Source organism: Ferruginivarius sediminum (assembly GCF_003344765.1).
Classification (GTDB): Bacteria; Pseudomonadota; Alphaproteobacteria; order Kiloniellales; family Rhodovibrionaceae; genus Ferruginivarius; species Ferruginivarius sediminum.
Map to the genome: position 1 here is coordinate 239717 of NZ_QPMH01000002.1, position 22998 is coordinate 262714.

General features: G+C 66.7%; 18 protein-coding genes. 8 read left to right on the forward strand and 10 right to left on the reverse strand.

Annotated elements, in window-relative coordinates:
* Positions 1-56: 56 nt before the first annotated feature.
* The 5 genes from DRB17_RS03095 to DRB17_RS03115 all read right to left on the reverse strand — a co-directional run bounded on the left by DRB17_RS03095 (position 57) and on the right by DRB17_RS03115 (position 5805).
* Positions 57-1133 (reverse strand): branched-chain amino acid ABC transporter permease, encoded by a 1077-nt coding sequence (locus DRB17_RS03095; RefSeq protein WP_114580697.1) that lies wholly within the window; start codon positions 1131-1133, stop codon positions 57-59.
* Between the two features lie 4 nt (positions 1134-1137).
* Complete coding sequence (locus DRB17_RS03100) at positions 1138-2073, reverse strand: branched-chain amino acid ABC transporter permease (protein ID WP_114580698.1); 936 nt, start codon at positions 2071-2073, stop codon at positions 1138-1140.
* A 60-nt stretch (positions 2074-2133) separates the two neighbouring features.
* The gene (locus tag DRB17_RS03105) at positions 2134-2970 is read right to left on the reverse strand and encodes an ABC transporter ATP-binding protein (protein WP_114580699.1); all 837 of its coding nucleotides are present in this window, start codon (positions 2968-2970) and stop codon (positions 2134-2136) included.
* Between the two features lie 8 nt (positions 2971-2978).
* The gene (locus DRB17_RS03110) at positions 2979-4988 is read right to left on the reverse strand and encodes an AMP-binding protein (RefSeq protein WP_114580700.1); all 2010 of its coding nucleotides are present in this window, start codon (positions 4986-4988) and stop codon (positions 2979-2981) included.
* Positions 4989-5343: 355 nt separating this feature from the next.
* On the reverse strand, positions 5344-5805 hold the full coding sequence (locus DRB17_RS03115) for an acyl-CoA thioesterase (RefSeq protein WP_114580701.1): 462 nt from the start codon (positions 5803-5805) through the stop codon (positions 5344-5346).
* A gap of 328 nt (positions 5806-6133) precedes the next feature.
* Here DRB17_RS03115 and acnA point away from each other — a divergent pair, with 328 nt between their 5' ends.
* From acnA to DRB17_RS03135, 4 genes are all read left to right on the forward strand, one after another.
* A complete protein-coding gene (gene acnA / locus DRB17_RS03120; RefSeq protein ID WP_114580702.1) occupies positions 6134-8896 on the forward strand; it encodes an aconitate hydratase AcnA in 2763 nt (920 codons plus the stop codon).
* 51 nt (positions 8897-8947) lie between these two features.
* Positions 8948-9868, forward strand: coding sequence for a transglutaminase family protein (locus tag DRB17_RS03125; protein ID WP_114580703.1), 921 nt, complete (start codon positions 8948-8950; stop codon positions 9866-9868).
* Between the two features lie 83 nt (positions 9869-9951).
* Positions 9952-10698 (forward strand): DUF1223 domain-containing protein, encoded by a 747-nt coding sequence (locus DRB17_RS03130; RefSeq protein WP_161958675.1) that lies wholly within the window; start codon positions 9952-9954, stop codon positions 10696-10698.
* Positions 10699-11180: 482 nt separating this feature from the next.
* Positions 11181-11666 (forward strand): DUF2147 domain-containing protein, encoded by a 486-nt coding sequence (locus DRB17_RS03135; protein WP_161958676.1) that lies wholly within the window; start codon positions 11181-11183, stop codon positions 11664-11666.
* A 155-nt stretch (positions 11667-11821) separates the two neighbouring features.
* Here DRB17_RS03135 and htpG read toward each other — a convergent pair whose 3' ends face one another.
* Positions 11822-13705 carry a molecular chaperone HtpG gene (gene htpG, locus DRB17_RS03140; protein WP_114580706.1) on the reverse strand — a complete coding sequence of 628 codons (1884 nt, stop codon included), beginning with the start codon at positions 13703-13705 and terminating at the stop codon, positions 11822-11824.
* Between the two features lie 252 nt (positions 13706-13957).
* Between htpG and DRB17_RS03145 the strand changes: the two genes are divergently transcribed.
* Both DRB17_RS03145 and DRB17_RS03150 read left to right on the forward strand, forming a co-directional pair.
* A complete protein-coding gene (locus DRB17_RS03145) occupies positions 13958-16594 on the forward strand; it encodes a helicase-related protein (RefSeq protein WP_114580707.1) in 2637 nt (878 codons plus the stop codon).
* Complete coding sequence (locus tag DRB17_RS03150) at positions 16591-17001, forward strand: RNA-binding S4 domain-containing protein (RefSeq protein WP_114580708.1); 411 nt, start codon at positions 16591-16593, stop codon at positions 16999-17001. The genes DRB17_RS03145 and DRB17_RS03150 overlap by 4 nt, the downstream gene beginning before the upstream one ends.
* 80 nt (positions 17002-17081) lie before the next feature.
* On the opposite strand, the gene DRB17_RS03155 is transcribed toward DRB17_RS03150, so the two are convergent.
* The 3 genes from DRB17_RS03155 to DRB17_RS03165 form a co-directional block, all read right to left on the reverse strand.
* Positions 17082-18530 (reverse strand): Do family serine endopeptidase, encoded by a 1449-nt coding sequence (locus tag DRB17_RS03155; protein ID WP_114580709.1) that lies wholly within the window; start codon positions 18528-18530, stop codon positions 17082-17084.
* A 133-nt stretch (positions 18531-18663) separates the two neighbouring features.
* Positions 18664-19083 carry a secondary thiamine-phosphate synthase enzyme YjbQ gene (locus DRB17_RS03160; protein ID WP_114580710.1) on the reverse strand — a complete coding sequence of 140 codons (420 nt, stop codon included), beginning with the start codon at positions 19081-19083 and terminating at the stop codon, positions 18664-18666.
* Positions 19084-19179: 96 nt separating this feature from the next.
* Entirely contained in the window at positions 19180-19656 is a 477-nt protein-coding gene (locus DRB17_RS03165) for a DUF3830 family protein (RefSeq protein ID WP_114580711.1), read from the reverse strand.
* Between the two features lie 167 nt (positions 19657-19823).
* On the opposite strand from DRB17_RS03165, the gene DRB17_RS03170 reads away from it, so the two are divergent.
* Together DRB17_RS03170 and DRB17_RS03175 are read left to right on the forward strand one after the other, a co-directional pair.
* Positions 19824-20507 carry a tetratricopeptide repeat protein gene (locus tag DRB17_RS03170; protein ID WP_114580712.1) on the forward strand — a complete coding sequence of 228 codons (684 nt, stop codon included), beginning with the start codon at positions 19824-19826 and terminating at the stop codon, positions 20505-20507.
* Positions 20508-20605: 98 nt separating this feature from the next.
* Positions 20606-21175, forward strand: a complete 570-nt coding sequence (locus DRB17_RS03175; protein WP_114580713.1) for a CHAP domain-containing protein — start codon at positions 20606-20608, stop codon at positions 21173-21175.
* A gap of 16 nt (positions 21176-21191) precedes the next feature.
* Here DRB17_RS03175 and glpK read toward each other — a convergent pair whose 3' ends face one another.
* On the reverse strand, positions 21192-22685 hold the full coding sequence (gene glpK, locus DRB17_RS03180; protein ID WP_114580714.1) for a glycerol kinase GlpK: 1494 nt from the start codon (positions 22683-22685) through the stop codon (positions 21192-21194).
* Positions 22686-22998: the final 313 nt, after the last annotated feature.

Sequence of the window (22998 nt, forward strand, 5' to 3'; positions counted from 1 at the left end):
ATCGTTCTTGTTCGAAACCGCGCGGGCTTGCGCGATCCGTCTCCTATTGAACCGTATCAGTACGGGAAGGGCCAGCGGCGCAGTTTCTCCTTGGCAATCTGCCACAGGCGCGCAAGCCCGTGCGGCTCGACGATCAGGAAGAACACGATCATCGCGCCGAAGACGATGTTCTCAAGCTGCTTGGCGAGCGCCACACCGATGGGCAGGCCCAGCGCCTCGGGCACGTTGGTGAGCAGGATCGGCACCACCGTTATGAAGAAGGCGCCCAGGATCGAGCCCAGGATGCTGCCAAGTCCGCCGATGATGACCATGAACAGCACCAGGAACGAGACGCTGATGTCGAAGGCCGCCGTCTCAACGCTGCCCAGGTAGATCGCGAAGTAAAGCGCGCCGGCGACACCGCAGACATAGCTGCTGACGGCGAACGCGGCCAGCTTGGTGGTGAGCGGCCGGATGCCGATGATCTCGGCGGCGATGTCCATGTCGCGGATCGCCATCCAGGCGCGCCCCACGCGCCCGCGCATCAGGTTCTTGGCCAACAGCGCGAACAGCGCGACGAAGCCCAGCGCGACCAGATAGCGCGCCTCCGCCGTGGCCTCGGGACCCGTCACCATGAAGCCGCCCATCGTGCGCGGCGGCGCGGTGATCGTGCCGGAGGGGTTGTAGTTGTAGAACCACTCCACGCGGTTGAACAGCCAGACCAGGAAGAACTGCGCCGCCAGCGTGGCAACCGCCAGATAGAAGCCCTTGATGCGCAGGCTGGGAATGCCGAAGAGGCAGCCCACCGCCGCCGCGGGTATTCCCGAGAGCAGGAACACGATCAGGATGTTCATTTCCGGGAAGGCGGTCGACAGCTTGTAGGTCGCATAGGCCCCGCAGGCCATGAAGCCGCCGGTGCCGAGGCTGAGCTGGCCGCAATAGCCGGTCAGCAGGTTCAGGCCGATGGCCGCCAGCGTGAACACCAGCGCCGGGATCAGGATGGCCTGCAGCCAGTATTCGTTCGCCACCGACGGCACCGCGACGAACGCCAGCGCGATGACCGCATAGACCACCCAGCGGTCCTGCGGGATCGGGAAGATCGCCTGATCGGCGCCGTAGGTGGTCTTGAACTGACCGGCTTCGCGGTAAAGCACGCGCCTAAACCCTCTCGATAATCTTCTCGCCGAACAGGCCCTGCGGCCGGAACATCAGGAACACCATTGCCAGGACGTAGGCGAACCAGTTCTCGATGGCGCCGCCGATGATCGGACCCCAGTAAATCTCCGCCACCTTCTCGCCAACGCCGATGATGAGACCGCCCACGATGGCGCCCGGGATCGAGTTGAAGCCGCCCAGGATCAGCACCGGAAGCGCCTTGAACGCGATCAGCGACAGCGAGAACTGCACGCCGCTCTGCGCGCCCCACATCACGCCGGCGACCAGCGCGATGAAGCCGGCGACCGACCACACCACGACCCAGATGGTCTGCAGCGGGATGCCCACCGACTGCGCTGCCTGGTGGTCGTCGGCGACCGCGCGCAGCGCCCGGCCGATGGCGGTCTTCTGCAGGAAGATCACCAGCAGCGTCACCAGGATCGCCGCCGTCACGGCCGCGAAGATCTCGAACTGGTTCAGCAGCATGCCGCCGACGAAGAACGGCTGGTCCGGAATACCGATGTCGAGCGCCTTGACGTTCGAGCCCCAAATCAGCTCGCCCAGCCCTTCGAACACGAAGGCAAGGCCGATGGTGGTCATGAACAGCACGATGTGCGGCTGGTTCACCAGATGGCGCAGGATCACCCGCTCGATGGCGTAGGCGAGCGCGATCATCACGACGATGGTCATCGGGATCGCCGCCCACGACGGCAGACCGTGCTCCATGAAGCCGACCAGCGTCAACGCGGCGAACAGGACCATTGCCCCCTGCGCGAAGTTCACCACCCCCGACGCCTTGAAGATCACGGCGAAACCCAGGGCCACCAGGGCGTACATGACACCGGCCATCAGGCCGCCGATCACCACCTCGGCGAAAAACACCGGCTGTGTGGCCATGTCGACGAAAGGCGAAATCAGCACATGGTAAAGCGCGTCCATCGCCGGGCTACTCCCCTGTGCCGCAAGGATCGGAACGAAGATGAGGCGTCGTGCAAGCGATCATTCGTGCGGCACTCCAAGATAGGCGTCGATGACTTTCTGGTCACGGCTGACCTCGTCGGGCGTGCCGTCGGCCAGCTTGCGCCCATAGTCGAGGACCACCACCCGGTCGGACAGGTCCATGACGACGCCGATGTCATGCTCGATCAGCGCGATGGTGGTGCCGAACTCGTCGTTCACGTCGAGGATGAAGCGGCTCATGTCCTCCTTCTCCTCGACGTTCATGCCGGCCATCGGTTCGTCCAGCAGCAGCAGGTGCGGCTCCATCGCCAGCGCGCGGGCCAGTTCCACCCGCTTTTGCAGGCCGTAGGGCAGGCGCCCGACGGGCGTGCGGCGGATCGACTGGATCTCCAAAAAGTCGATGATGTGCTCGACGTACTCGCGGTGCTGCAACTCCTCCGCCTTGGCCGGGCCCCAGTACAGGGCCTGCCAGAAGAAGTTGCGCTTCATTTTCAAAAGACGCCCGGTCATGATGTTGTCGAGCGTGCTCATCCCCTTGAACAGGGCGACGTTCTGGAAGGTGCGGGCGATGCCGGTCTTCGCGGCCTCGTTCGGGCGCATCTTCTTGCGCACCTTGCCGCGATAGGTGATCCGGCCCTGCTGTGGGTGATAGAAGCCGTTGATGACGTTCAGCATCGACGTCTTGCCCGCGCCGTTCGGCCCGATGATGGCGCGGATCTCGCCCTGCTTGATATCGAAGCTGACGTTCGAGATCGCCTTCACGCCGCCGAAGGAGAGCGAGATGTCATCGACCGAAAGCAGTGTTTCGGTGAACACGCGTGCCGGCGCTTGCGGCGCCCCGGCGGAAACTGCGGCGTCGGCGTAGGCTTCACTCATCGCCTGTCCTAGCTGGCCATCTTCAGATCGGGGGCGGCCTCGGCCGCGAAGGTCTCGGCGCGCTCGATCCGCAGGTCCGCCTGGATATGGCCCTTGCTGCCATCCTCGTAGGTGAACTCGGTCTCGATGTGGCCGGTCTCGCCGTCGCCGTAGAGCGCATCGATGAGTTCGCCATAGCGCTCCGCGACGACCGGCCGCCGCACCTTGCGGGTGCGCGTCAGCTCGCCGTCGTCGGCGTCCAGTTCCTTGTGCAGGATCAGGAAGCGGTGGATCTGCGACTTGCAGAGCCTCGGGTCCGCCGCGAGGTCGCGGTTCACCTGCTCGACGTTGCCCTTGATGACCTCATAGACCTCCGGACGCGCCGCAAGCTCGCGATAGCTGCCATAGGGGATGCCGTTACGCTCCGCCCAGGAGCCCACGGCCTCCAGGTCGATGTTGACGAATGCCGACACATGCGGGCGCTTGTGCCCGAAGGCGACCGCCTCCTTGATGAAGGGGAAGAACTTCAGCTTGTTCTCCAGGAACTTCGGCGCGAACAGGCTGCCGTCGTCGAGATGGCCGACGTCCTTGGCGCGGTCGATGATCTTCAGATGCCCGTCCTCGGTGATGACACCGGCATCGCCGGTGCGCACCCAGCCTCCTTCCGTCTTGGTATCCTGCGTATCCTTCGGGCTCTTGTAGTACTCGCGGAAAACGCCGGGGCCGCGGAACAGCACCTCGCCGGTGTCCTCGTCGATCTTCAACTCCACGCCCGGCGCCGCCCGCCCGACGCTGTCGGAGCGGATGTCGCCGTTGGGCTGGATGGTGATGAACACCGACGCCTCGGTGGAGCCGTAAAGCTGCTTCAGGTTGATGCCGAGCGCGCGGTAGAACTCGAAGATATCGGGGCCGATGGCCTCGCCGGCGGTATAGCCCACCCGCACGTTGGAGAAGCCCAGCGTGTTCTTGAGTGGGCCATAGACCAGCACCTTGCCGATGGCATAGAGGATCCGGTCCATCGTCGAGACCGGCTTGCCGTCCAGGATGCGCGTCCCGCTGCGCCGCGCAACGTTCATGAAAAAGTGGAACATCCTGCGCTTCAAGGCCCCGGCATCCTCCATCCGCACCATGACCGTCGTCAGGATGTTCTCGAAGATGCGCGGCGGCGCGAAGAAGTACGTCGGCCCCAGTTCGCGCAGGTCCTGCAGCACCGTCGAGGCCGATTCCGGGCAGGACACGCAGAATCCGGCGACATAGCTCTGCGCGAAGGAGAACAGGTGGTCGCCCACCCACGCCATCGGCAGGTAGGCCAGCACCTCCTCGTCCTCGCGCAGGCCCTCGAACTCGATGCCGGCCTCCGCGCTCTTGATCAGGTTGTCGAAGGTCAGCACCACGCCCTTGGGATTGCCCGTGGTGCCCGAGGTGTAGAGCATGATCGCCGTGTCGTCGCCATGCGCCTTGGCGATCTCGGCCTCGTAGAAGTCCGGGTTCTCGCGGTCGAACGCGCGGCCATTTTCCTGCACCGACTCGAAGTCGTGCAGCCAGTCCATCTTGTAGTGCCGCAAGCCGCGCGCATCGTCGAAGATCACCGCCTCGATGCCCGGGTGCCGCTCGCGGATTTCCAGCAGCTTGTCCACCTGCTCCTGGTCCTCGCAGACGGCGAAGCGGACCTCGGCGTGCTCCAGCACGAAGGCCATCTCGTCCGTCACCGAGTCCTGATAGACCGGAACGGGCACGCCGCCGATGGCCTGCGCCGCCGTCATCGTCCAGTAAAGCCGTGGCCGGTTGTCGCCGACGATGGCGATACGGTCCCCGCGCTTCATCCCCAGCGCCGCCAGACCGCAGGCCAGCGCACGGATCTCGTCCGCCTGCTCGGCCCAGGTCCAGGCCTGCCAGATGCCATAGTCCTTTTCGCGCACCGCCGGGCGGGTTGGACGCGTCCTCGCCTGATGCAGCAAGAGCTTGGGAAATGTATCCAGCGTATCCCCGGCCGCGCCCTCATCGCCTTGCCGGCTTCCTTCGTTTGCGGCTTGAGTCACCTAAGCCGATCTCCTGTCAACGCGAGGCTTCGGGCCGGCATTCATTGTGCCGCCGCCGTCCATGGTAGCAGTCGCGCTTCGCGACCGCACGCCAAGCGCGCCCAATTTTTGACATGGCGCACAAAGCCTCGACCTGCCCTGTTCGTTTTCGGGGTCTTCTTTCGTGTTCCGACCCTCGGTTATCGCATGACAGCTTCGATCAAACGGCATGGGCCGTCAAGCGGGTGTGACGGTGAAGCGCGCCGGAGGCCTCAAACGGGGCGTTTTAGAGCGGATGGCAGGGCCCTGGCTGCCGGCCCGGCGGTAATTTCCGCTTCGAGTCTGGTGGAAGCCGCGAAATCGCGCGCTTTCGCCTCTAGGCGGCGCCAGACGCCCCCGCCGGTGCCAACCGCATCAGCGCCTCGCGCGTTTCATCGGGGAAAGCGCGCGATTTCCGCGTTTCCTCGTCCATGAGCACGATGACCGTATGCGCCGTCGCCACGCAGGCCCCATCGACGAAGATGCCCTGGCCGAGGGTCATGGAGCTGCGGCCCAGACGCGTCACGGCGGTGCCGATCGCCACCTCGCCGGGCCAGCGCATCTCGGCGCGGAAATCCATCTCCAGCCGCGCGATCACGAAGGACGCTCCTTCCGGAGCCAGTGGCGCGTCCGGGTCGTAGAGGACGGAAACGCGCCCGGATTCCAGGAACACCGAGAAGACGGCATTGTTCACATGGCCCTGCCGGTCGGTGTCGGCATAGCGCAGGACGTCGCGCGTCCAGTGCGGGTAGATGCCGGCATCGGCCAGATCGGGCCGCTCGTCCTCGCTGGATGTCATCCGCGCCCCCTCAACGCTGGACCAGAGCGCCATTTCTATCGCCCACGCCGGACCTGTCCAGACGTTTCTCTGGCACGCAAAGTTTCGAATTTGCGGTCTTTGGCGCGCATTATTCCGAAAATCACGGCCCTCCAACGCGGCGAAGCGGCGGAAAGCCCTCCCGCTGCGGTGCAACACTGGACACGCAAAGCCATATGACTAAGGTAGGCGCCGCTCAGTTTCGCAAGCGGCGCGGCGGCCCTTCATACGGCGCGCCGATGCCGCGAAAAGCGCGCCGCACACCATGTTTCGCGGGGCGAAGCGCGCTCAGTAATCGGGAGAGAGAACCGTGGCAGGCAAGGACACCCTGAAAACGCGCCGCACCCTGACCGTCGAGGGTCAGGATTACGACTACTTCTCCATCGAGGCCGCCGGCGAGAACGGTCTGGGCGACGTTTCCCGCCTGCCGTTCTCGTTGAAGGTCCTGCTGGAGAACCTCTTGCGCTATGAGGACGGCGGCACCGTCACGACCGACGACGCCAAGGCGATGGCCCAGTGGATCAAGGACCGCAAGTCCGACCACGAGATCGCCTATCGTCCCGCGCGCGTGCTGATGCAGGACTTCACCGGCGTTCCCGCCGTCGTCGACCTGGCGGCGATGCGCGACGCCATCGCCAAGCTGGGCGGCGATCCCGACCGCATCAACCCGGCCAATCAGGTCGATCTCGTCATCGACCACTCGGTCATGGTGGACGTCTACGGCAACCCCACGGCGTTCAAGAAGAACGTCGAGCGCGAGTTCGAGCGCAACCACGAGCGCTACGCCTTCCTGCGCTGGGGCCAGACCGCGTTCAATAACTTCCGCGTCGTTCCGCCGGGCACCGGCATCTGCCATCAGGTGAACCTGGAATACCTGGGTCAGTCGGTCTGGGTGAACGAGGAAGAGGGCCGCAAGGTCGCCATGCCCGACACCCTGGTCGGCACCGACAGCCACACCACGATGATCAACGGCCTGGGCGTCCTGGGCTGGGGCGTGGGCGGCATCGAGGCCGAGGCCGCGATGCTGGGCCAGCCGGTGTCGATGGTCATCCCCGAGGTCGTCGGCTTCAAGCTGAAGGGCGAGCTGCCCGAGGGCGCCACCGCCACCGACCTGGTGCTCACCGTCACGCAGATGCTGCGCCAGAAGGGCGTCGTCGGGAAGTTCATCGAATTCTACGGCCCCGGCCTGTCCAGCCTGTCGCTGGCCGACCGCGCCACCATCGGCAACATGGCGCCGGAATATGGCGCCACCTGCGGCTTCTTCCCGATCGACCGGGAGACCACCCGCTACCTTGAGTTCACCGGCCGCGACCCGCAAACCGTGAAGCTGGTCGAGGCCTACTGCAAGGAGCAGGGCCTGTGGCGCGAGGACGATACGCCCGACCCGGTGTTCTCCGACGCGCTGGAACTGGACCTCGCCGAGGTGGTGCCCAGCCTGGCCGGGCCGAAGCGGCCGCAGGACCGGGTGGAACTGACCTACGCCGCGAAGGAGTTCACCGCCCACATGTACAAGGAGCTGGGCCTGGATGCGAACGGCGCCGCCTCGGACATGTGCGAGGAGGGCCCGGCCTCGGTGGGGCAGGACATGCAGGCTCACGACGACGACGGCGTACAGGTGGAGGGCGAGAACTACCGCCTGAACCACGGCGACGTCGTGATCGCCGCTATCACCTCGTGCACCAACACCTCGAACCCCAGCGTCATGCTGGGCGCCGGGCTGCTGGCGCGCAACGCGCTGGAGAAGGGGCTGACGGTGAAGCCGTGGGTGAAGACCTCGCTGGCGCCGGGCTCGCAGGTGGTGACCGACTATCTGGACGCCGCCGGCCTGCAGGACGACCTGGATGCGCTGGGCTTCAACCTCGTGGGCTATGGCTGCACCACCTGCATCGGTAACTCCGGCCCGCTGAACGACAATATCGCCAGGGCGGTCGAGCAGGGCGACCTGATCGTCTGCTCGGTGCTGTCCGGCAACCGCAACTTCGAGGGCCGCATCAACCCGCATTGCCGGGCGAACTATCTCGCCTCGCCGCCGCTCGTGGTGGCCTACGCGCTGGCGGGCAGCATGCGGGTCGACCTGCTGAACGATCCGCTGGGCGAGGACCGGCAGGGCAACCCGGTCTACATGAAGGACATCTGGCCCTCCAGCAGCGAGATCCAGAAGAGCGTCAAGTCCTCGCTGACGCCGGCGATGTTCCGCGAGCGCTATGGCAACGTCTTCGAGGGCCCGGAGGAGTGGCGCAAGATCCAGGCCAGCGGCGGCCGCACCTACGACTGGAACGCCGCCAGCACCTATGTCCAGCACCCGCCGTTCTTCGAGGGCATGGGCAAGGAGCCGCCGGCGATCCGCGACGTCAAGGGCGCGCGCATGCTGGCGATGCTGGGCGACAGCGTCACCACCGACCATATCTCCCCGGCGGGCGCCATCAAGAAGGACAGCCCGGCCGGCAAGTACCTCCTGGACCATGACGTGGAGCCCAAGGAGTTCAACTCCTACGGCTCGCGCCGGGGCAACCACGAGGTCATGATGCGCGGCACCTTCGCCAATATCCGCATCCGCAACGAGATGGTGCCGGGCGTCGAGGGCGGCGTGACGAAGCACCTGCCCGACGGCGAACAGATGCCGATCTACGACGCCGCCATGAAGTACCAGGACGAGGGCACACCGCTGGTGGTCGTCGCCGGCAAGGAATACGGCACCGGCTCCTCGCGCGACTGGGCCGCCAAGGGCACCCGGCTCCTGGGCGTCAAGGCCGTGATCGCCGAGAGCTACGAGCGTATCCACCGCTCAAATCTGGTTGGCATGGGCGTACTCCCGTTGCAGTTCCCGGACGGCACCGACCGCAAGTCGCTTGGCCTAACCGGCGAGGAGACCTGGGACATCACCGGCATCGAGAAGGGCGTAGAGCCGCGCATGCAGGTGAAGGCGACCGTGCACAAGGCGGACGGCAGCAGCCAGGACGTCAACCTGCTGTGCCGCGTCGATACGGCCGACGAGGTGGAATACTACCGGCACGGCGGCATCCTGCACTACGTCCTTCGCCGCATGGCCACCGAGGAGGGCGCATCCGCCTGATGGCGGGTGCGTTCCTCGCCCACGCTTCGTCGGCGGGCGGGGGATGACGCCATGAAACGCATGCGGGTGCGGCATACCACGGTCTACCGCTACAAGCGGCCCGTGAGCTTTGGCGAGCACCGGCTGATGTTCCGGCCACGGGACAGCCACGACCTGCGGCTCGTCTCGACGCGGCTGCGCATCTCACCGCCGGCGCAGGTGCGCTGGCTGCATGACGTGTTCTCCAACTCCATCGCGGTGGCGTCCTTCTCGGAGGCCGCCAGCGAGCTTTCGTTCGAGAGCGTCATTGATATCGAGCACTATGGCCTGAACGATATCGACTTCCCCATCGCGCCCTACGCCAGCACCTATCCCTTCAGCTATCCGGCGGAGGAAAGCCCTGACCTGCACCGCCTGGTCGAGCGGCACTATCCCGACCCGGAACACAAGGTCGATCACTGGGCGAAACGCTTCGTGCAGGGTGGCGAAGGCCTGGTCGACACCGGTTATCTGCTGGGCGAGATCACGCGGGCGGTGAACCAGGAATTCGAGTATACGGAGCGATATGCGGTCGGCACCCGGACGCCGGTGGAAACGCTGGATAACGGTGGCGGCACCTGCCGCGACCTGGCGCTGTTCATGATGGAATCGGTACGAAGCCTGGGCTTCGCGGCGCGCTTCGTCTCCGGCTATCTCTACGATCCGGCGCTTGACAAGGCCGACGACGATGCCAAAGCCCTGCAGGGCGGCGGCAACACGCATGCCTGGGTCCAAGTCTATCTGCCGGGTGCGGGCTGGGTGGAGTACGATCCGACCAACGGCCTCGTCGGCGGCGGCAACCTGATCCGCGTGGCAGTCGCCCGCGATCCGGCCCAGGCCGTGCCGTTGCAAGGCTCCTTCACCGGCTACGGCGACGATTTCCTCGACATGCGCGTCGACGTCCAGGTCTCGCGGCAGGGCCCGGACGCAGGCGGACGGGAGACGCGCGGTTGACGTCCGCCGCTTCACACCCTCTCACCCGGAGTTGATTGGCGAGCGTCCCAGCGCCAACGTATCCTATCGATATGCGGTTACGGTTGCGAACTCCGATCCGAGCACTTGCGGCGGCATGGTTGGTCCTGGCGCTCGCGCCGCCGCTGCCGGCCGTGGCCGGGCAAGGCGTCGACGACCCGGCGGTCGTCGAACTGTTCACCTCGCAGGGCTGCGCGTCGTGTCCGCCAGCGGACGAGTTGCTGGCGGAGCTTGCCAAGCGCGCGGACGTCGTCGCCCTCTCGCTGCATGTGGATTACTGGAACTACATCGGCTGGACCGACCCTTTCGCGAAGAAGCAGTTCACCGAACGCCAGCAGGCCTACATGCGGCGCATGCACGGCCGCTTCATCTACACCCCGCAGATCATCGTGGACGGACTGTGGCAGACCGTCGGCTCTCGCGCGGAGAGCGTCACCGAGGCGATCGAGCGCGCGCGCATGCGAGGCAAACCGGTCACACCGCATATGAGCTGGGGCCCGGATGGCGCGAAAGTGATCATTCCCGCCGGCGACCCGCCCGGCCCGGCAACGGTCTGGATGGCGTTTTACGACGACAAGCACGTCACGACCGTCCAGCACGGCGAGAATGCCGGCGACACGCTCGCCAACTACAACGTGGTCCGAGAACTGCGGCGGCTGGCCACCTGGAATGGCAAGCGCATGGAGATCGATCTCGACCCGCAAGCCATGGGCGCCAACAGCTTCGACGGCTGCGCCCTGCTGGTCCAGCTTGGCGATACCGGCCCCATCCTGGGCGCCGCCAACGTCGAGATCGGGCCCGGCGGGGGTTGAGAGGGCCGGCCGCCAAGTCACGGCCAGCACCTGCCAATTAAGCGAACGGACCAACCCGCGTTCTCCGGATAGACGAAGAGCATGAGGCTGGCTGGGCCTGATAACGCAGCGATCAAGTGGATGCGGCTGTCGTGCAGCCGGTTTGCCGCGCCCGCCATACGGCTCCCGTTCCACGCGCTCGCCGACGACGCTGTGTGAGAAGCTGGTCAAGATCGTTGCCAAGGCTGTCAGCCACGCTCGCGACATCACCTTTCAGATAGCCGAAGCTGCGGTGGCGTAATTCGGGCACGTGGCGCCATGGCATTTGCCGGAAGAAGAGCTATATGCTCAACATGGACGAACGGCATCGCGGCCCAAGCTGGCCGTGGCAGCAGCCGTCGCGCACTCGTCTCATCTGAGCGCGGCCGTCAGGCACGGGGCGAGTTGTAACGAGCGACGCCAGAGGCCAGCACTTTGGCTTGTGAGTCCGAATGATCCGGCGAATGTCGGATCAGGGATTCGTTGCAACGATGAAACTTGTTCCTTTCTTGATCGTCATGTTGCTGTCCGTGGTGCACGGGCCCGTGTCGCTGAGCGCGCAGGAGCTGACGCCAGTGGGTGTCTGGCTTCACGACAATGAACGTATCCGGGTGAAGGTCGCGCCATGTGACGAACAGCGTGACGAACCGCTGTGCGGCAAGATCGTCTGGCTCAAAAACCCTGAGGACGAAGAAGGCAAGCCGCGCCTGGATACCGAGAACCCCGATCAAGCCCAGCGCGATCAGCTAGTCATAGGCACGACCGTGATCCACGGACTCGTTCGCAGCGGCCCGCGTGTGTGGACCGACGGCACGATCTACAATCCCGATGACGGCGAGACCTATAGGGCCCGCGTCACAGTGGTGGACCCCAACACGCTGCATGTTCGTATCTATGTGATGCTGCCGCTGTTCGGAGAGACGAAGGTCTGGACGCGGGTCGAGGACTGAGCGAATTGCTTTAGCGCGGTTCCTGAAAATCAAGGCCGCGTCGGGTGGCATGCTGCTTCCTGCAACATTTGCCACCCTGATCCTGTCGAACTCGGCCTTGTCGACTGCGTTTCCGGCGCTCCAGGAGATGTCGACTCGAAAGAACGCGGTCGCCCCTAGGCTGCCAGCCCCTTCGCGACGAGTTGCGAAAGGCGGCGGGCGAAGGCGGCCGGGTCCTGCGGGGTTTCGCCCTCGATGATGCGCGCCTGGTCGAGCAGCAGGAAGGCGGCATCCTTCAGGTCGCCCTGTGCGCCGTTGAGGCCGCCCTTCGCGCATTCGGCCAGACGCGTGATCAGCGGGTGCTTCGGGTTGATTTCCAGGATGCGCTTGGCGTCGCCCACGCTCTGACCGTGCTGGCGCAGCAGGCGGGAAAGGTGGATATCCATGTCCCCGTCGTCCGCGACCAGGCAGCACGCGCTGTCGGTCAGGCGCTGGGTGGAACGGACATCCTTCACATCGTCTTCCAGCGCCGTCTTCAGGAAGGCGACCAGCGTCCCGATCGCGGTCTCGTCGCCCTTGTCCTCGGCCTTCTCCTCGGACTGGTCGTCCGTCTTCACCTTGTCGAGCTCGGCCGCGCCGCGGGTGACCGACTTGATTGCCTTGCCTTCGTATTCGCCGACAGCCGGCACCCAGAAGTCGTCGATCGGGTCGGAAAGCAGCAGAACCTCGATCCCCTTGGCGCGGAAGCCTTCGAGTTGCGGGCTCTTGCGCAGGGCATCCTCGTTCTCGCCGGTGATGACGTAGATCGACTCCTGCCCCTCCTTCATGCTGGCGACGTAATCCTTGAGACTGACGACATCGTCGCGCTCGCTGGAGCGGAAGCGCGCCAGCTCAAGCAGGGTGTCGCGCTGCTCCGGGTCCTCGTAGAGCCCCTCCTTCAGGACGGCGCCAAAGGAATCCCAGAACTTCGCGTAGTCCTCCGGCTCCTTCTCCGCCTTCTTCTTCAACTCGTTCAGCACGCGGTTGGTCAGCGTCTGGCGGATCTTTGTCACCAGCGGATTGTGCTGAAGCAGTTCGCGGCTGATGTTGAGCGGCAGATCCTCGCTGTCCACCACGCCGCGCAGGAAGCGCATGTAGGCGGGAACCAGCTCCTCGCAGTCGTCGGTGATGAACACCCGGCGCACATAGAGCTTCACCCCGTGCTTGCGGTCGGGATGGAACAGGTCGTACGGCTTCTGCGAGGGCACGTACAAGAGGCAGGTGTATTCCACCTTGCCCTCGGCCTTGAAGTGCAGGCGCAGCCAGGGGTCGTCCATCGCGTGGGCGACGTGGTGATAGAATTCCTTGTACTGCTGATCGGTGATCTCCGACTTCGGCCGTGTCCACAGCGCCGAGGCGGTGTTGAGCTGCTCCGCCTCCTCGCCCTGGCCCAGGTAGATCGGGATCGCGATGTGGTCGGAATAGGTCTGCACGATGCGGCGCAGGCGGAGGTCTTCCAGGAACTCGTCCTCGCCTTCCTTCAGGTGCAGGCGCACGCGGGTGCCGCGCGCCGGCGCGTCCGCGCAGTCCTCGATGGTGAACTCGCCGCGCCCGTCGGAAGTCCAGCGCCAGCCCTGCTCTTCCCCGGCGCGGCGCGTCTCCACCTCCACCTTGTCGGCGACGACGAAGGCCGCGTAGAAGCCGACGCCGAACTGGCCGATCAGGTTCACCTGTCCCTGCGCGTCGCGCGCCTGCTCCATCTGCTGCATGAACTTCAGCGTGCCCGAACGCGCGATCGTGCCAAGGTTCTCGACGAGGTCGTCCCGGTTCATGCCGATGCCGTTGTCCTCGACAAGGACCGTGCGATTGTCCTTCTCGACGACAATGTTCACCCGGTAATCGGGATCCTCGGCCGCCAGATCCGGCTGCGTGATCGCCGCGTAGCGCAGCTTGTCGCAGGCATCCGAGGCATTCGAGATCAACTCGCGGAGGAAGACCTCCTTGTTCGAGTAGAGGGAGTTGGCAACGATATCCAGAAGCCGGCTGACCTCGGCTTGGAAGTTGAGCGTCTCCTTCGACATCTTGCGACTCGTCCTTGATCCAAGGTTCGTGGTTGGCGTCGGGCTGGCTGAAAGTGGCCGCGCCCGCGTGAATGGCCGGGCAACCGCGCCGCATATGTGGTGTGGCGGCCAATGTTGCAAGACCACGCCGCGTGCCGGGACATCCGGACCCGGCCTTAACCGGGACGGAGAGCGCGCAGCCGAAATTATCCCGTCGGCACCATGGAGCCGCCTCTTGAACGCCGGGCGCGCATGTCCGATTCTCTAGGGATCATGTTGAGATCAGCGCCGAGCCAGCCGACGACCCGGCGTGGACGCGTCACCGCGGTCCTGGGGCCGACGAACACCGGCAAGACCTATCTCGCCATCGACCGGATGCTGGGTCATACCTCGGGCATGATCGGATTTCCGCTGCGCCTTCTTGCCCGCGAGAACTATGACCGCGTGGTCAAGATCAAGGGGCGCAACCAGGTTGCCCTGGTCACAGGCGAAGAGAAGATCCTGCCGCCGAACCCGCGCTACTTCCTGTGCACGGTGGAATCGATGCCGGTGGACCGGCCGGTCGAGTTCCTGGCCGTGGACGAGGTCCAGCTTTGCGCCGACCCGGAGCGCGGGCACGTCTTCACCGATCGCCTGCTGCACGCCCGCGGCCTTTGCGAAACCATGTTCCTGGGCGCGGACACGATGCGCGGCATGGTCCGGGCCCTGGTTCCCGATGCGGAGATCGTCTCCCGCCCGCGCTTCTCGACGTTGAGCTACGCCGGGGCGAAGAAGCTGACCCGCCTGCCGCCGCGTTCGGCGGTGGTGGCCTTCTCGGCGAACGATGTCTACGCCACGGCCGAGTTGATGCGTCGGAACCGGGGCGGCACGGCGGTGGTCCTCGGCGCGCTCAGCCCGCGCACCCGTAACGCCCAGGTGGCGATGTTCGAGGCGGGCGAGGTGGACTATCTCGTCGCCACCGACGCCATTGGCATGGGCCTCAACCTCAATCTCGACCACGTCGCCTTCGCCCGGCTGTCGAAGTTCGACGGCCGCAGTTCGCGGCGGCTGACGGCGGCGGAGGTCGGGCAGATCGCCGGGCGCGCCGGCCGCCACATGTCGGACGGCAGCTTTGGCACCACCGCCAATACCGGCGGCATCGACGAAGAGGTGGTGGAAGCCGTCGAGGCCCATCGCTTCGACCCTGTCGAGGCGATGGCATGGCGCAACCGCGATCTCGATTTCCGCTCGCCGGAGCGGCTGTTGCGCACCCTGGAGATGGCACCGCCGGTGCCGCAGCTTACCAAGGCGCGCGACGCCGAGGACTATCAGGCCTTGCGCGCGCTCGCCCGCGACCCAGACATCGCCGGCCTTGCCACGAACCCGGAAGCGGTGCGCCTGTTGTGGGAGGTCTGCCAGGTGCCGGACTTCCGCAAGATCCTCTCGGAACACCATGCCCGCCTCCTGGGTCAGATCTATCGCTACCTGATGCAGGGCGAGGGCAGGCTGCCGGATGACTGGGTCGGCAAGCAGCTTGAGCGGCTGGACCGGACCGAGGGCGACATCGACAGCCTGATCGGCCGCATCGCGCACGTGCGCACCTGGACCTACATCACCCATCGCGGCGACTGGCTGGCCGACAACGCGCACTGGCAGGAGCGCGCGCGGCAGATCGAGGACCGGCTGTCCGATGCTCTTCACGAGGGTCTCACCGACCGCTTCGTCGACCGCCGCACGGCGGCGCTGGTCAAGCGGCTGAAGGACGGCTCCGACCTGATCGGCGCCGTCCGGCGCGACGGGGAGGTGCTGGTCGAGGGTGAGCACGTCGGCAAGCTGACGGCCTTCCGCTTCACGCTCGACAAGACGGCCACGAGCGAGTCCGCGCGCCCCATGCTGGCGGCCGCCCGCCGGGCGCTTTCCGGCGAGATTCCGGCCCGCGTGCTGCGGCTGGAAGCGGACAACGACGGCGCCTTCGCGCTGGACGAACAGGGTCGCCTGACCTGGCGCGGCGACGTTATCGGGCGTCTCGTGCGCGGCAACGATGCGCTGCACCCGAAGGTCGCCATCGACGGCAGCGACTTTCTCGACAGCGCCCAGCGCGAGCGTATCCGCAAGCGTGTGGACGGCTGGTTCGAGCGGCATATCCGCAACAAGCTGGCCCCGCTGTTCGTGCTTGCCGAGGCGGAGTTGCCGGCGCGGGCGCGCGGCCTGGCCTTCCAGCTTGTGGAAGCGATGGGCGTCCTGCATCGCGGTGACGTGGCGGAACATGTGCGCACCCTCACCAAGCCCGAGCGCAAGGCGCTTGCCGACCTGGGTGTCCGTTTGGGGCGCGAGAGCATCTGGATGCCTGCCGTACTGAAGCCGCAGGCGCGGCGCTTCAAGGCCATGCTGGCGGCCATCCATTCCGGCAGCGAAACAGTCGACGCTCCATCGGAGAACGCCGCCGCCTTCTGGCCGGGGGCCGGGCGGGACGACGCCGCCTGCCGCACTCTGGGCTACCGCCGGATCGAGCCGGGACGGCGCGGACGCGGGCGGCAACACCAGCAGGCCAATGCGGTCGCGGTGCGCGTGGACGCGCTGGAACGGCTTGCCGGGGCCATGCACAAGCTGGACCCCGCCGGCCCGTTCACGCCGACCGCCGCGCTGGCGCGGATCCTGGACAACGACCGCGAGGCCCTGGCCGTGGCGCTGCCGGCCCTCGGCTACGGCACGTTCGGCGACAACGAGGTCTCGGCCTTCCGGCCCCGACGCGGTCCCGCCGCGCACCCTGGCAAGAAGCCTGCGAACGCCAAGGCGGCGCGTGCGAAGGAGAGCCGGAAGCCGCGCGGCAACAAATCTGGTGCAAAGAAAACGGAACCGGTCAGGCCGCGCGTCAAGCCGGACCCCGATCATCCCTTCGCCAAGCTGCAACACCTGACCTTCGTGAAATGACCGCACCGCCCCCAGACCCGCAGGGCGAAACCCGCCGCGCCGACAAATGGCTTTGGTTCGCGCGGTTCTTCAAAAGCCGGACGCTGGCGGCGGAGGTGTGCAAGGCGGGCCGCCTGCGTGTTTCCGGCACCAAGGTCGCGAAGGCCAACCATCCGCTACGGGTCGGCGACGTCCTGACCTTTCCGCAGGGCCGCCAAATCCGCGTCGTGCGTGTCGTCGCGCTGGGCGAGCGCCGAGGCCCGGCACCGGAAGCCCAGCAACTCTACGAGGATCTGCAGCCGACCGAGCCCGCCAAACCCAAGGATGCCCCACCGCCGGGCGCCGAACGCGAGAAGGGCGCCGGCCGCCCGACCAAGCGTGATCGCAGGCAACTCGACAGGTTGCACGGACGCGGCGACGAAGTGTGAAGGTGGCGCGGGGGCACCCCTGTGACCGCCTGCATCTTACGGGGGGCCCCCGCCCCTCAGCTCACCTTGCGCTTGCCGCGCTACCCGGTTTCCGGCTTCGCCAGCGGGACGGAGACGAACTGCGACTTGTTGCCCCGCTGAACCAGCAGCACGACGCCGTCGGCGCCTTCCTCGGCGCCCTTGGCGATAAGCTGGCGTACGTCCTTGGGACTATCGACGGCGCGGCGGCCGATCTGGGTGATGACGTCGCCGGGCCGGATACCGCGGCTGGCCGCCGGGCCGCCCCGCGCGACGCGGGCGACGACGGCGCCCTCGATGCCGGAAGGCAGGTCGAACTGCTCCAGCACCTGCGGCTTCGCCGGCGCAAGCTGCAGGCCGAGGGCCTTGGCGACGATATTGCCGGCCTTGTCCTGCTGACCGGGCGCGGCGCGCGCCATCTTCTGATCCGACAACTCGCCGAGCTTGACGGTCTTCGCCATCTTCTTGCCGTCGCGCCACAGCTTGAGCTCGACCTCGTCGCCGGGGTCGCGCTGGGAGACGAGCCAGGCAAGCTGGCCGGCATCCTCGACCGGCTTGCCGCCGAGCGAGACAATGACGTCGCCCTGCTTCAGGCCGGCCTCGGCGGCGGGGCCGCCCTTCGCGGCGTTGCCGACAAGGGCGCCCTTGTCCTCGGGAAGGTCGAGTCCGGCGGCCAGATCGTCCGTCACCGGCTGCACTGTCACACCCAGCCAGCCGCGCGTGACTTCGCCATCCTCGCGAAGTTCGCTCACAATCGGTTGGGCGACGCGCGCCGGCAGGGCAAAGCCGACGCCCACGCTGCCGCCGTTGGGCGACAGGATGGCCGTGTTCACGCCGATGACCTTGCCGTCGAGATTGAACAGCGGCCCGCCGGAGTTGCCCCGATTGATGGCCGTATCGGTCTGGATGAAGCGGCTGTAGGGACCGGCGTTTATGTCGCGGCCGCGTGCGGAGACGATACCGGCGGTAACCGATCCGCCAAGGCCGAAGGGGTTGCCGATCGCCAGCACCCAGTCGCCGATCTCCGCCTTGCGGGAGTTGCCCCAGTTCACGGATGGAAGCTCCCGGTCCGTCTTGACCTTCAGCACCGCGAGATCGGTTTTCGGATCGGTGCCGACGATCTCGGCGTCCAGCTTGGTGTCGTCGTCCAGGACCACCGTCACCTTGTCGGCCTTGCGGATGACGTGATGGTTGGTGACGACATAGCCGTCCTCATCGACGATGAAGCCGGAACCCAGGGAGTGCAATTCCCGTTTCTGCTGCCCCTGCTGCCCCTGGAACTGCTCGAAGAACTCGCGCAGCGGATGGCCGGGCGGAAGTTGGCCAAGCGGTCCGGTCTCTCCCTCGACCGTCTGGGTGGTAGAGATGTTGACCACGGCCGGCATCAGGTCCTTGGCGACCGGTGCGAAGCTGTCGGGCACCTGTCGTGCCTGCGCGGCCAGCGGTGCGGCGGCCAGCGCGGCGGCACAGGCCGCACCGGCAATGGCGTTCGTCAAGCCCTTGGCTCGCATGCTCCTTGCTCCTCTTGCCTTGATTCGACAGTCGGCGGATGCGCGCCCCGGAAACGGGGCTGCCGACGGTTGAAGGCTCAGGTCGGGAGCGAATGTGCAGAGAAGGTGACGTTCGTCTGACGATGGCTTGCCGTCAGTCGCCCAGGAGGTGCAGCGCGAGGTGCCGGGACTTCGGCGCGCTGCGGTGCTCGAACAGGAAGATCCCCTGGTAGCGGCCCAGCAGCATCCGTCCGTCGCGCACCGGAATGGCGAGATGCGTCTGGGTCAGCGCGGCCCGGATGTGGGCCGGCTGGTCGTCGGAGCCCTCGGCGATATGGCGGTAAAGCGAGGTGTCCTCCCGCACCAGGTTCTTGAAGAAGTCCAGCATGTCGTGCTGCACGTCGGGATCGATGTTCTCCTGGATCACCAGCGAGGCCGAGGTGTGCCGCAGGTAGACGGTCAACAGGCCCTCGGCGATCCCTTGCCCGCCGACCCATTCCGCCGCGCGGCCGGTGATCTCGTAAAAGCCCTGGCCCCTCGTGGACACCTCGATCTCGTCCAGCGCCTGTCGCATGCCGCTTGCCTCCCGTGAAGCCGGCGGGCCGTTGCCCTTGAATGCCCCATTATCGGCACATGGGGACGCAGGACGGCAACGGTACCCTGCCGGGCCTTACTCGGGCTCGATAAACAGGCGTTCGTCCTTGAGCCCGTTGAACCAGACATCGTGGCAGGCCTCGGCCATCGCCTCCACGTCCTCGACCGAGGTCATGGTGGCAAAGATGCTGCCGATTGCCGGGCCGAAGGGGCCATAGAGGTTGTTGCCGCGCTCGTAGAAATAGGCGAGGTCGACCAGACGCGCGCCCTCGTCCTTGGCCAACAGGCCCGGCGGGTGCGGGATGTACATCAGGTCGCCCGGTCCCGGATACGCGCAGGCCCACTCCAGCGGCGGGTCCGCCTCCCACGCGGGCAGCAGCGCGTAGACCTCGTTGCTGGCGTATTTGGCGTGCCAGATCTGATCCTCCACCGGCAGGCGGCGGCAGACGGCCGCGCAGGTCCGCGGCGAGCGGTCCCATCGCAGTTTCAGCCGCACGCTCACTCCGCGCCGGCGCAGCCCGACGCGCAGGAAATCCGGTCCTTGCTCGCTCATGCGCTCCCCTTATCGGTTGTGGCTTCGGGCCCGGCAAACAGGTGCGGCCATGTACGCATGATCCTATCGTATACGCTGGCCCGCAGGTTGGCGGGGCGAAGGGACCAAGGCAAGAGACCGCGCATCCCACCCTTGCCCGCGGGCGCTCTCTTCGGCAGGTTGCAGGCATGAAACGCGTCCTTTTCGCCGCTGCATCGCTATGCCTGCTGGCGTTCCTGGCCGTCGGCGCGCAAGCCGGGGAGCCGGGAAGTTTCGAGGCGGGCGATTCCGCCGCCCGTCGCGGCAATTACGGCAAGGCGGTGTCGATCTGGAAAACGCTGGCCGAGGACGGCGACGCCAGGGCGCAGACCGCGCTGGCGGGCATGTATGCCGCCGGGCTTGGCGTGGCGCCGGACTTCGCCAAGGCGCGGGAGTGGTTCCGGGCGGCCGCAGAGCAGGGCGATCCCGAGGCCGCGATGGGCCTGGGAGCGATGTACGCTCGCGGCCTTGGCGTGGAGAAGGACGGCGGCGCGGCGCGGGAATGGTACCGCAAGGCGGCGGAGGCCGGCTTCGCCCGCGCGCAGATGGTGCTGGCCGAGATTTACCACGGCGGTGAAGGCGTTCAGGCGGACGCGGCGAAAGCCGTGCGTTGGTACAGCGCCGCGGCGGAAAGCGGCCACGCCGGCGCGCAGCTTCAACTCGCCCGCCTATACCGCGACGGCGACGGGATCGCGCGCGACCTGGAACAGGCCCTGCGCTGGTACGATGCGGCGGCGGGCAATGGCAACGCCCTGGCCCGGAAAGAGCGGGCGCGGCTCGTCGACAGCCTGGACGCGGACGCCCGCCGACGGCTTGGGTTGAGCGAGGACTGAACGGTCCGCCCGGCAGGACGGTGTTGACATTCGCTCAACGCTTGCGGGTTATAATGCGATACCGCACGGCACGGTTCGGTCTTTAAGGGGGATCTCACGTGCAGCGTATCGTCGTCTCCGCGTTGCTGCTGGCCGGGCTGGCCGCTTGCGCCGCGCCGACACCGGCACCGGTAGAGCAACATGCGCCCTCACCGCGTGTCGTCCGCCCGGACCCGATCCAGCCGCCGCGCGCCGGGAACCCCGAGCTGCCGCAGCCGGCGATCCTTCGCGCGGACCGTCCGCTGCAATGCGTTCCCTACGCCCGGCAGGTGTCCGGGGTGGAGATCTACGGCGACGCCTGGACGTGGTGGGGCAGCGCGAAGGGACGCTACACGCGCGGACGCACGCCCCGGCTCGGCGCCGTCGCCCAGCTCAGCACCGGGCCACAACGCGGGCATCTGGCCGTCGTGCGGGAGATCGTGAGCCCGCGCCGCGTCATCGTCGATCACGCCAACTGGCTGAACCACGGACAGATCCACCGCAACACGCCGATGGTGGACGTTTCAAAGGCCAACGACTGGTCGCGCGTGCGCGTCTGGTACACGCCGGGCGACCAGCTTGGCAGCAGCGTCTATCCAGTCACGGGGTTCATCTATCCCGAACGCCTGACGGCGGAGGCGGAGTCCTGAGCACAGCCAGGCATCCTCACCCGTCGCTGCGCACGCGGCGGACGGCATCGACCCAGCCGGCGTAGCGGCGCTCGCGTTCCTCGGCGTGCATGCGTGGTTCGAAGCGCCGCTCGGCGCGCCAGACCTCTGAAATGCCCGCCGTGCCGTCGAATACGCCTGTCTTGAGGCCGGCGAGGCACGCGGCGCCGAGGGCCGTGGTCTCGATAACCTCCGGCCGCTCCACCGGGACGTTCAGAAGGTCGGCGAGGCGTTGCAGGAACCAGTCGTTCGCCACCATGCCGCCGTCCACGCGCAGCGCGGCCGGGGCCTCGCCGCCGTCGGCCTCCATCGCCTGCAGCAGGTCGCGGGTTTGGTAGCACACCGCGTCCAACGTCGCGGCCGCGATCTCCGCCGGGCCGGTGGCGCGGTTCAGGCCGAAGATGGCGCCGCGCGCGCCCGAATCCCAGTATGGCGCGCCCAGCCCCACGAAGGCTGGCACCATGTAGACGCCACTTTCCGGGTCCGCCTGCTGTGCCAGTGTCTCGGTCTCCGGCGCGGAACCGAGCAGCTTCAGGCCGTCGCGCAGCCATTGCACCGCCGCGCCGGCGACGAAGATGCTGCCCTCCAGGGCATAGGTGGTTTCCTCGCCCAGGCGGTAGGCGATGGTGGTGAGCAGCCGGTTGCGCGAGGTCGGCGCCGTCCGCCCGGTGTTCATCAGCGCGAAGCAGCCGGTGCCGTAGGTCGATTTCAGCATGTTCTCGTCGAAGCACGCCTGTCCCACGACGGCCGCCTGCTGGTCGCCCGCGATGCCGGTCACGGGAAGCGACGCGCCGAAGAGGTCGGCCTGCGTGTGCCCGAATTCCGCGTCGCAGGCCCGCACCTCCGGCAGCATCGCGGCCGGGATGTCGAGCAGGGCCAGCAGCTCGTCGTCCCAGCGCTGCCGGCGGATGTCGTAGAGCATGGTGCGGGAGGCGTTGGTGGCGTCGGTGGCATGCACCGTGCCGCCCGTCAGCCGCCACAGCAGAAAGCTGTCCACGGTGCCGAAAGCCAGCTTCCCGGCCTCCGCCCGCTGGCGCGCGCCATCGACGTTCTCCAGGATCCAGGCGATCTTGGTGGCGGAGAAGTAGGAATCGACCAGAAGGCCGGTGCGCCGCTGGATCAGCGCCTCGTGCCCGTCCTTGCGCAACTTGTCGCACAGCGGCGCGCCTCGGCGGTCCTGCCAGACGATGGCGTTATGCACCGGCTTGCCGGTCTCGCGGTCCCAGATGACCGCCGTCTCGCGCTGGTTGGTGATGCCGATTCCGGCGATGTCCCCGGCGGCAAGGCCCGCTTTCTCCATCGCTCCGCGCGCGGTTTCCAGGGTGTCGCGCCAGATGTCCTCGGGATCGTGCTCCACCCAGCCGGAGCGGGGAAAATGCTGCGGCAGCTCCTTCTGGGCGTCGGCGACGATGCGACCGCGCCCGTCGAACACGATGGCCCGGCTGGAGGTGGTGCCCTGATCGATGGCAAGGATGTGGCGCGTGTCCGTCATGGTCTTTCCATTGGTCGTGCACGGTGATGTCCGCTGTCTCCACTTGGCGGGAGATTAGCGGCGAAAGGTGGGGATTAGCCAGCGTCGAGCGCCCTTGGGGTCCAGGCCGGGGACGGTAGGGCCAGCCATTGCGCGTGTAATCTGATCCAGCGCAATGTTCAGTGCGCCAGCAAACGCTACACGGAGCATCGGATGGGTTGGGTAAGCGCTTGCAATAACTCATCCTGCTCATGTTATGGATTGCAGGGGGTTTTTCATTGGTCGCGGGCAGACGCGGCCAGTCCCGCCGGGCGCAATCAAGATCGATACCGCC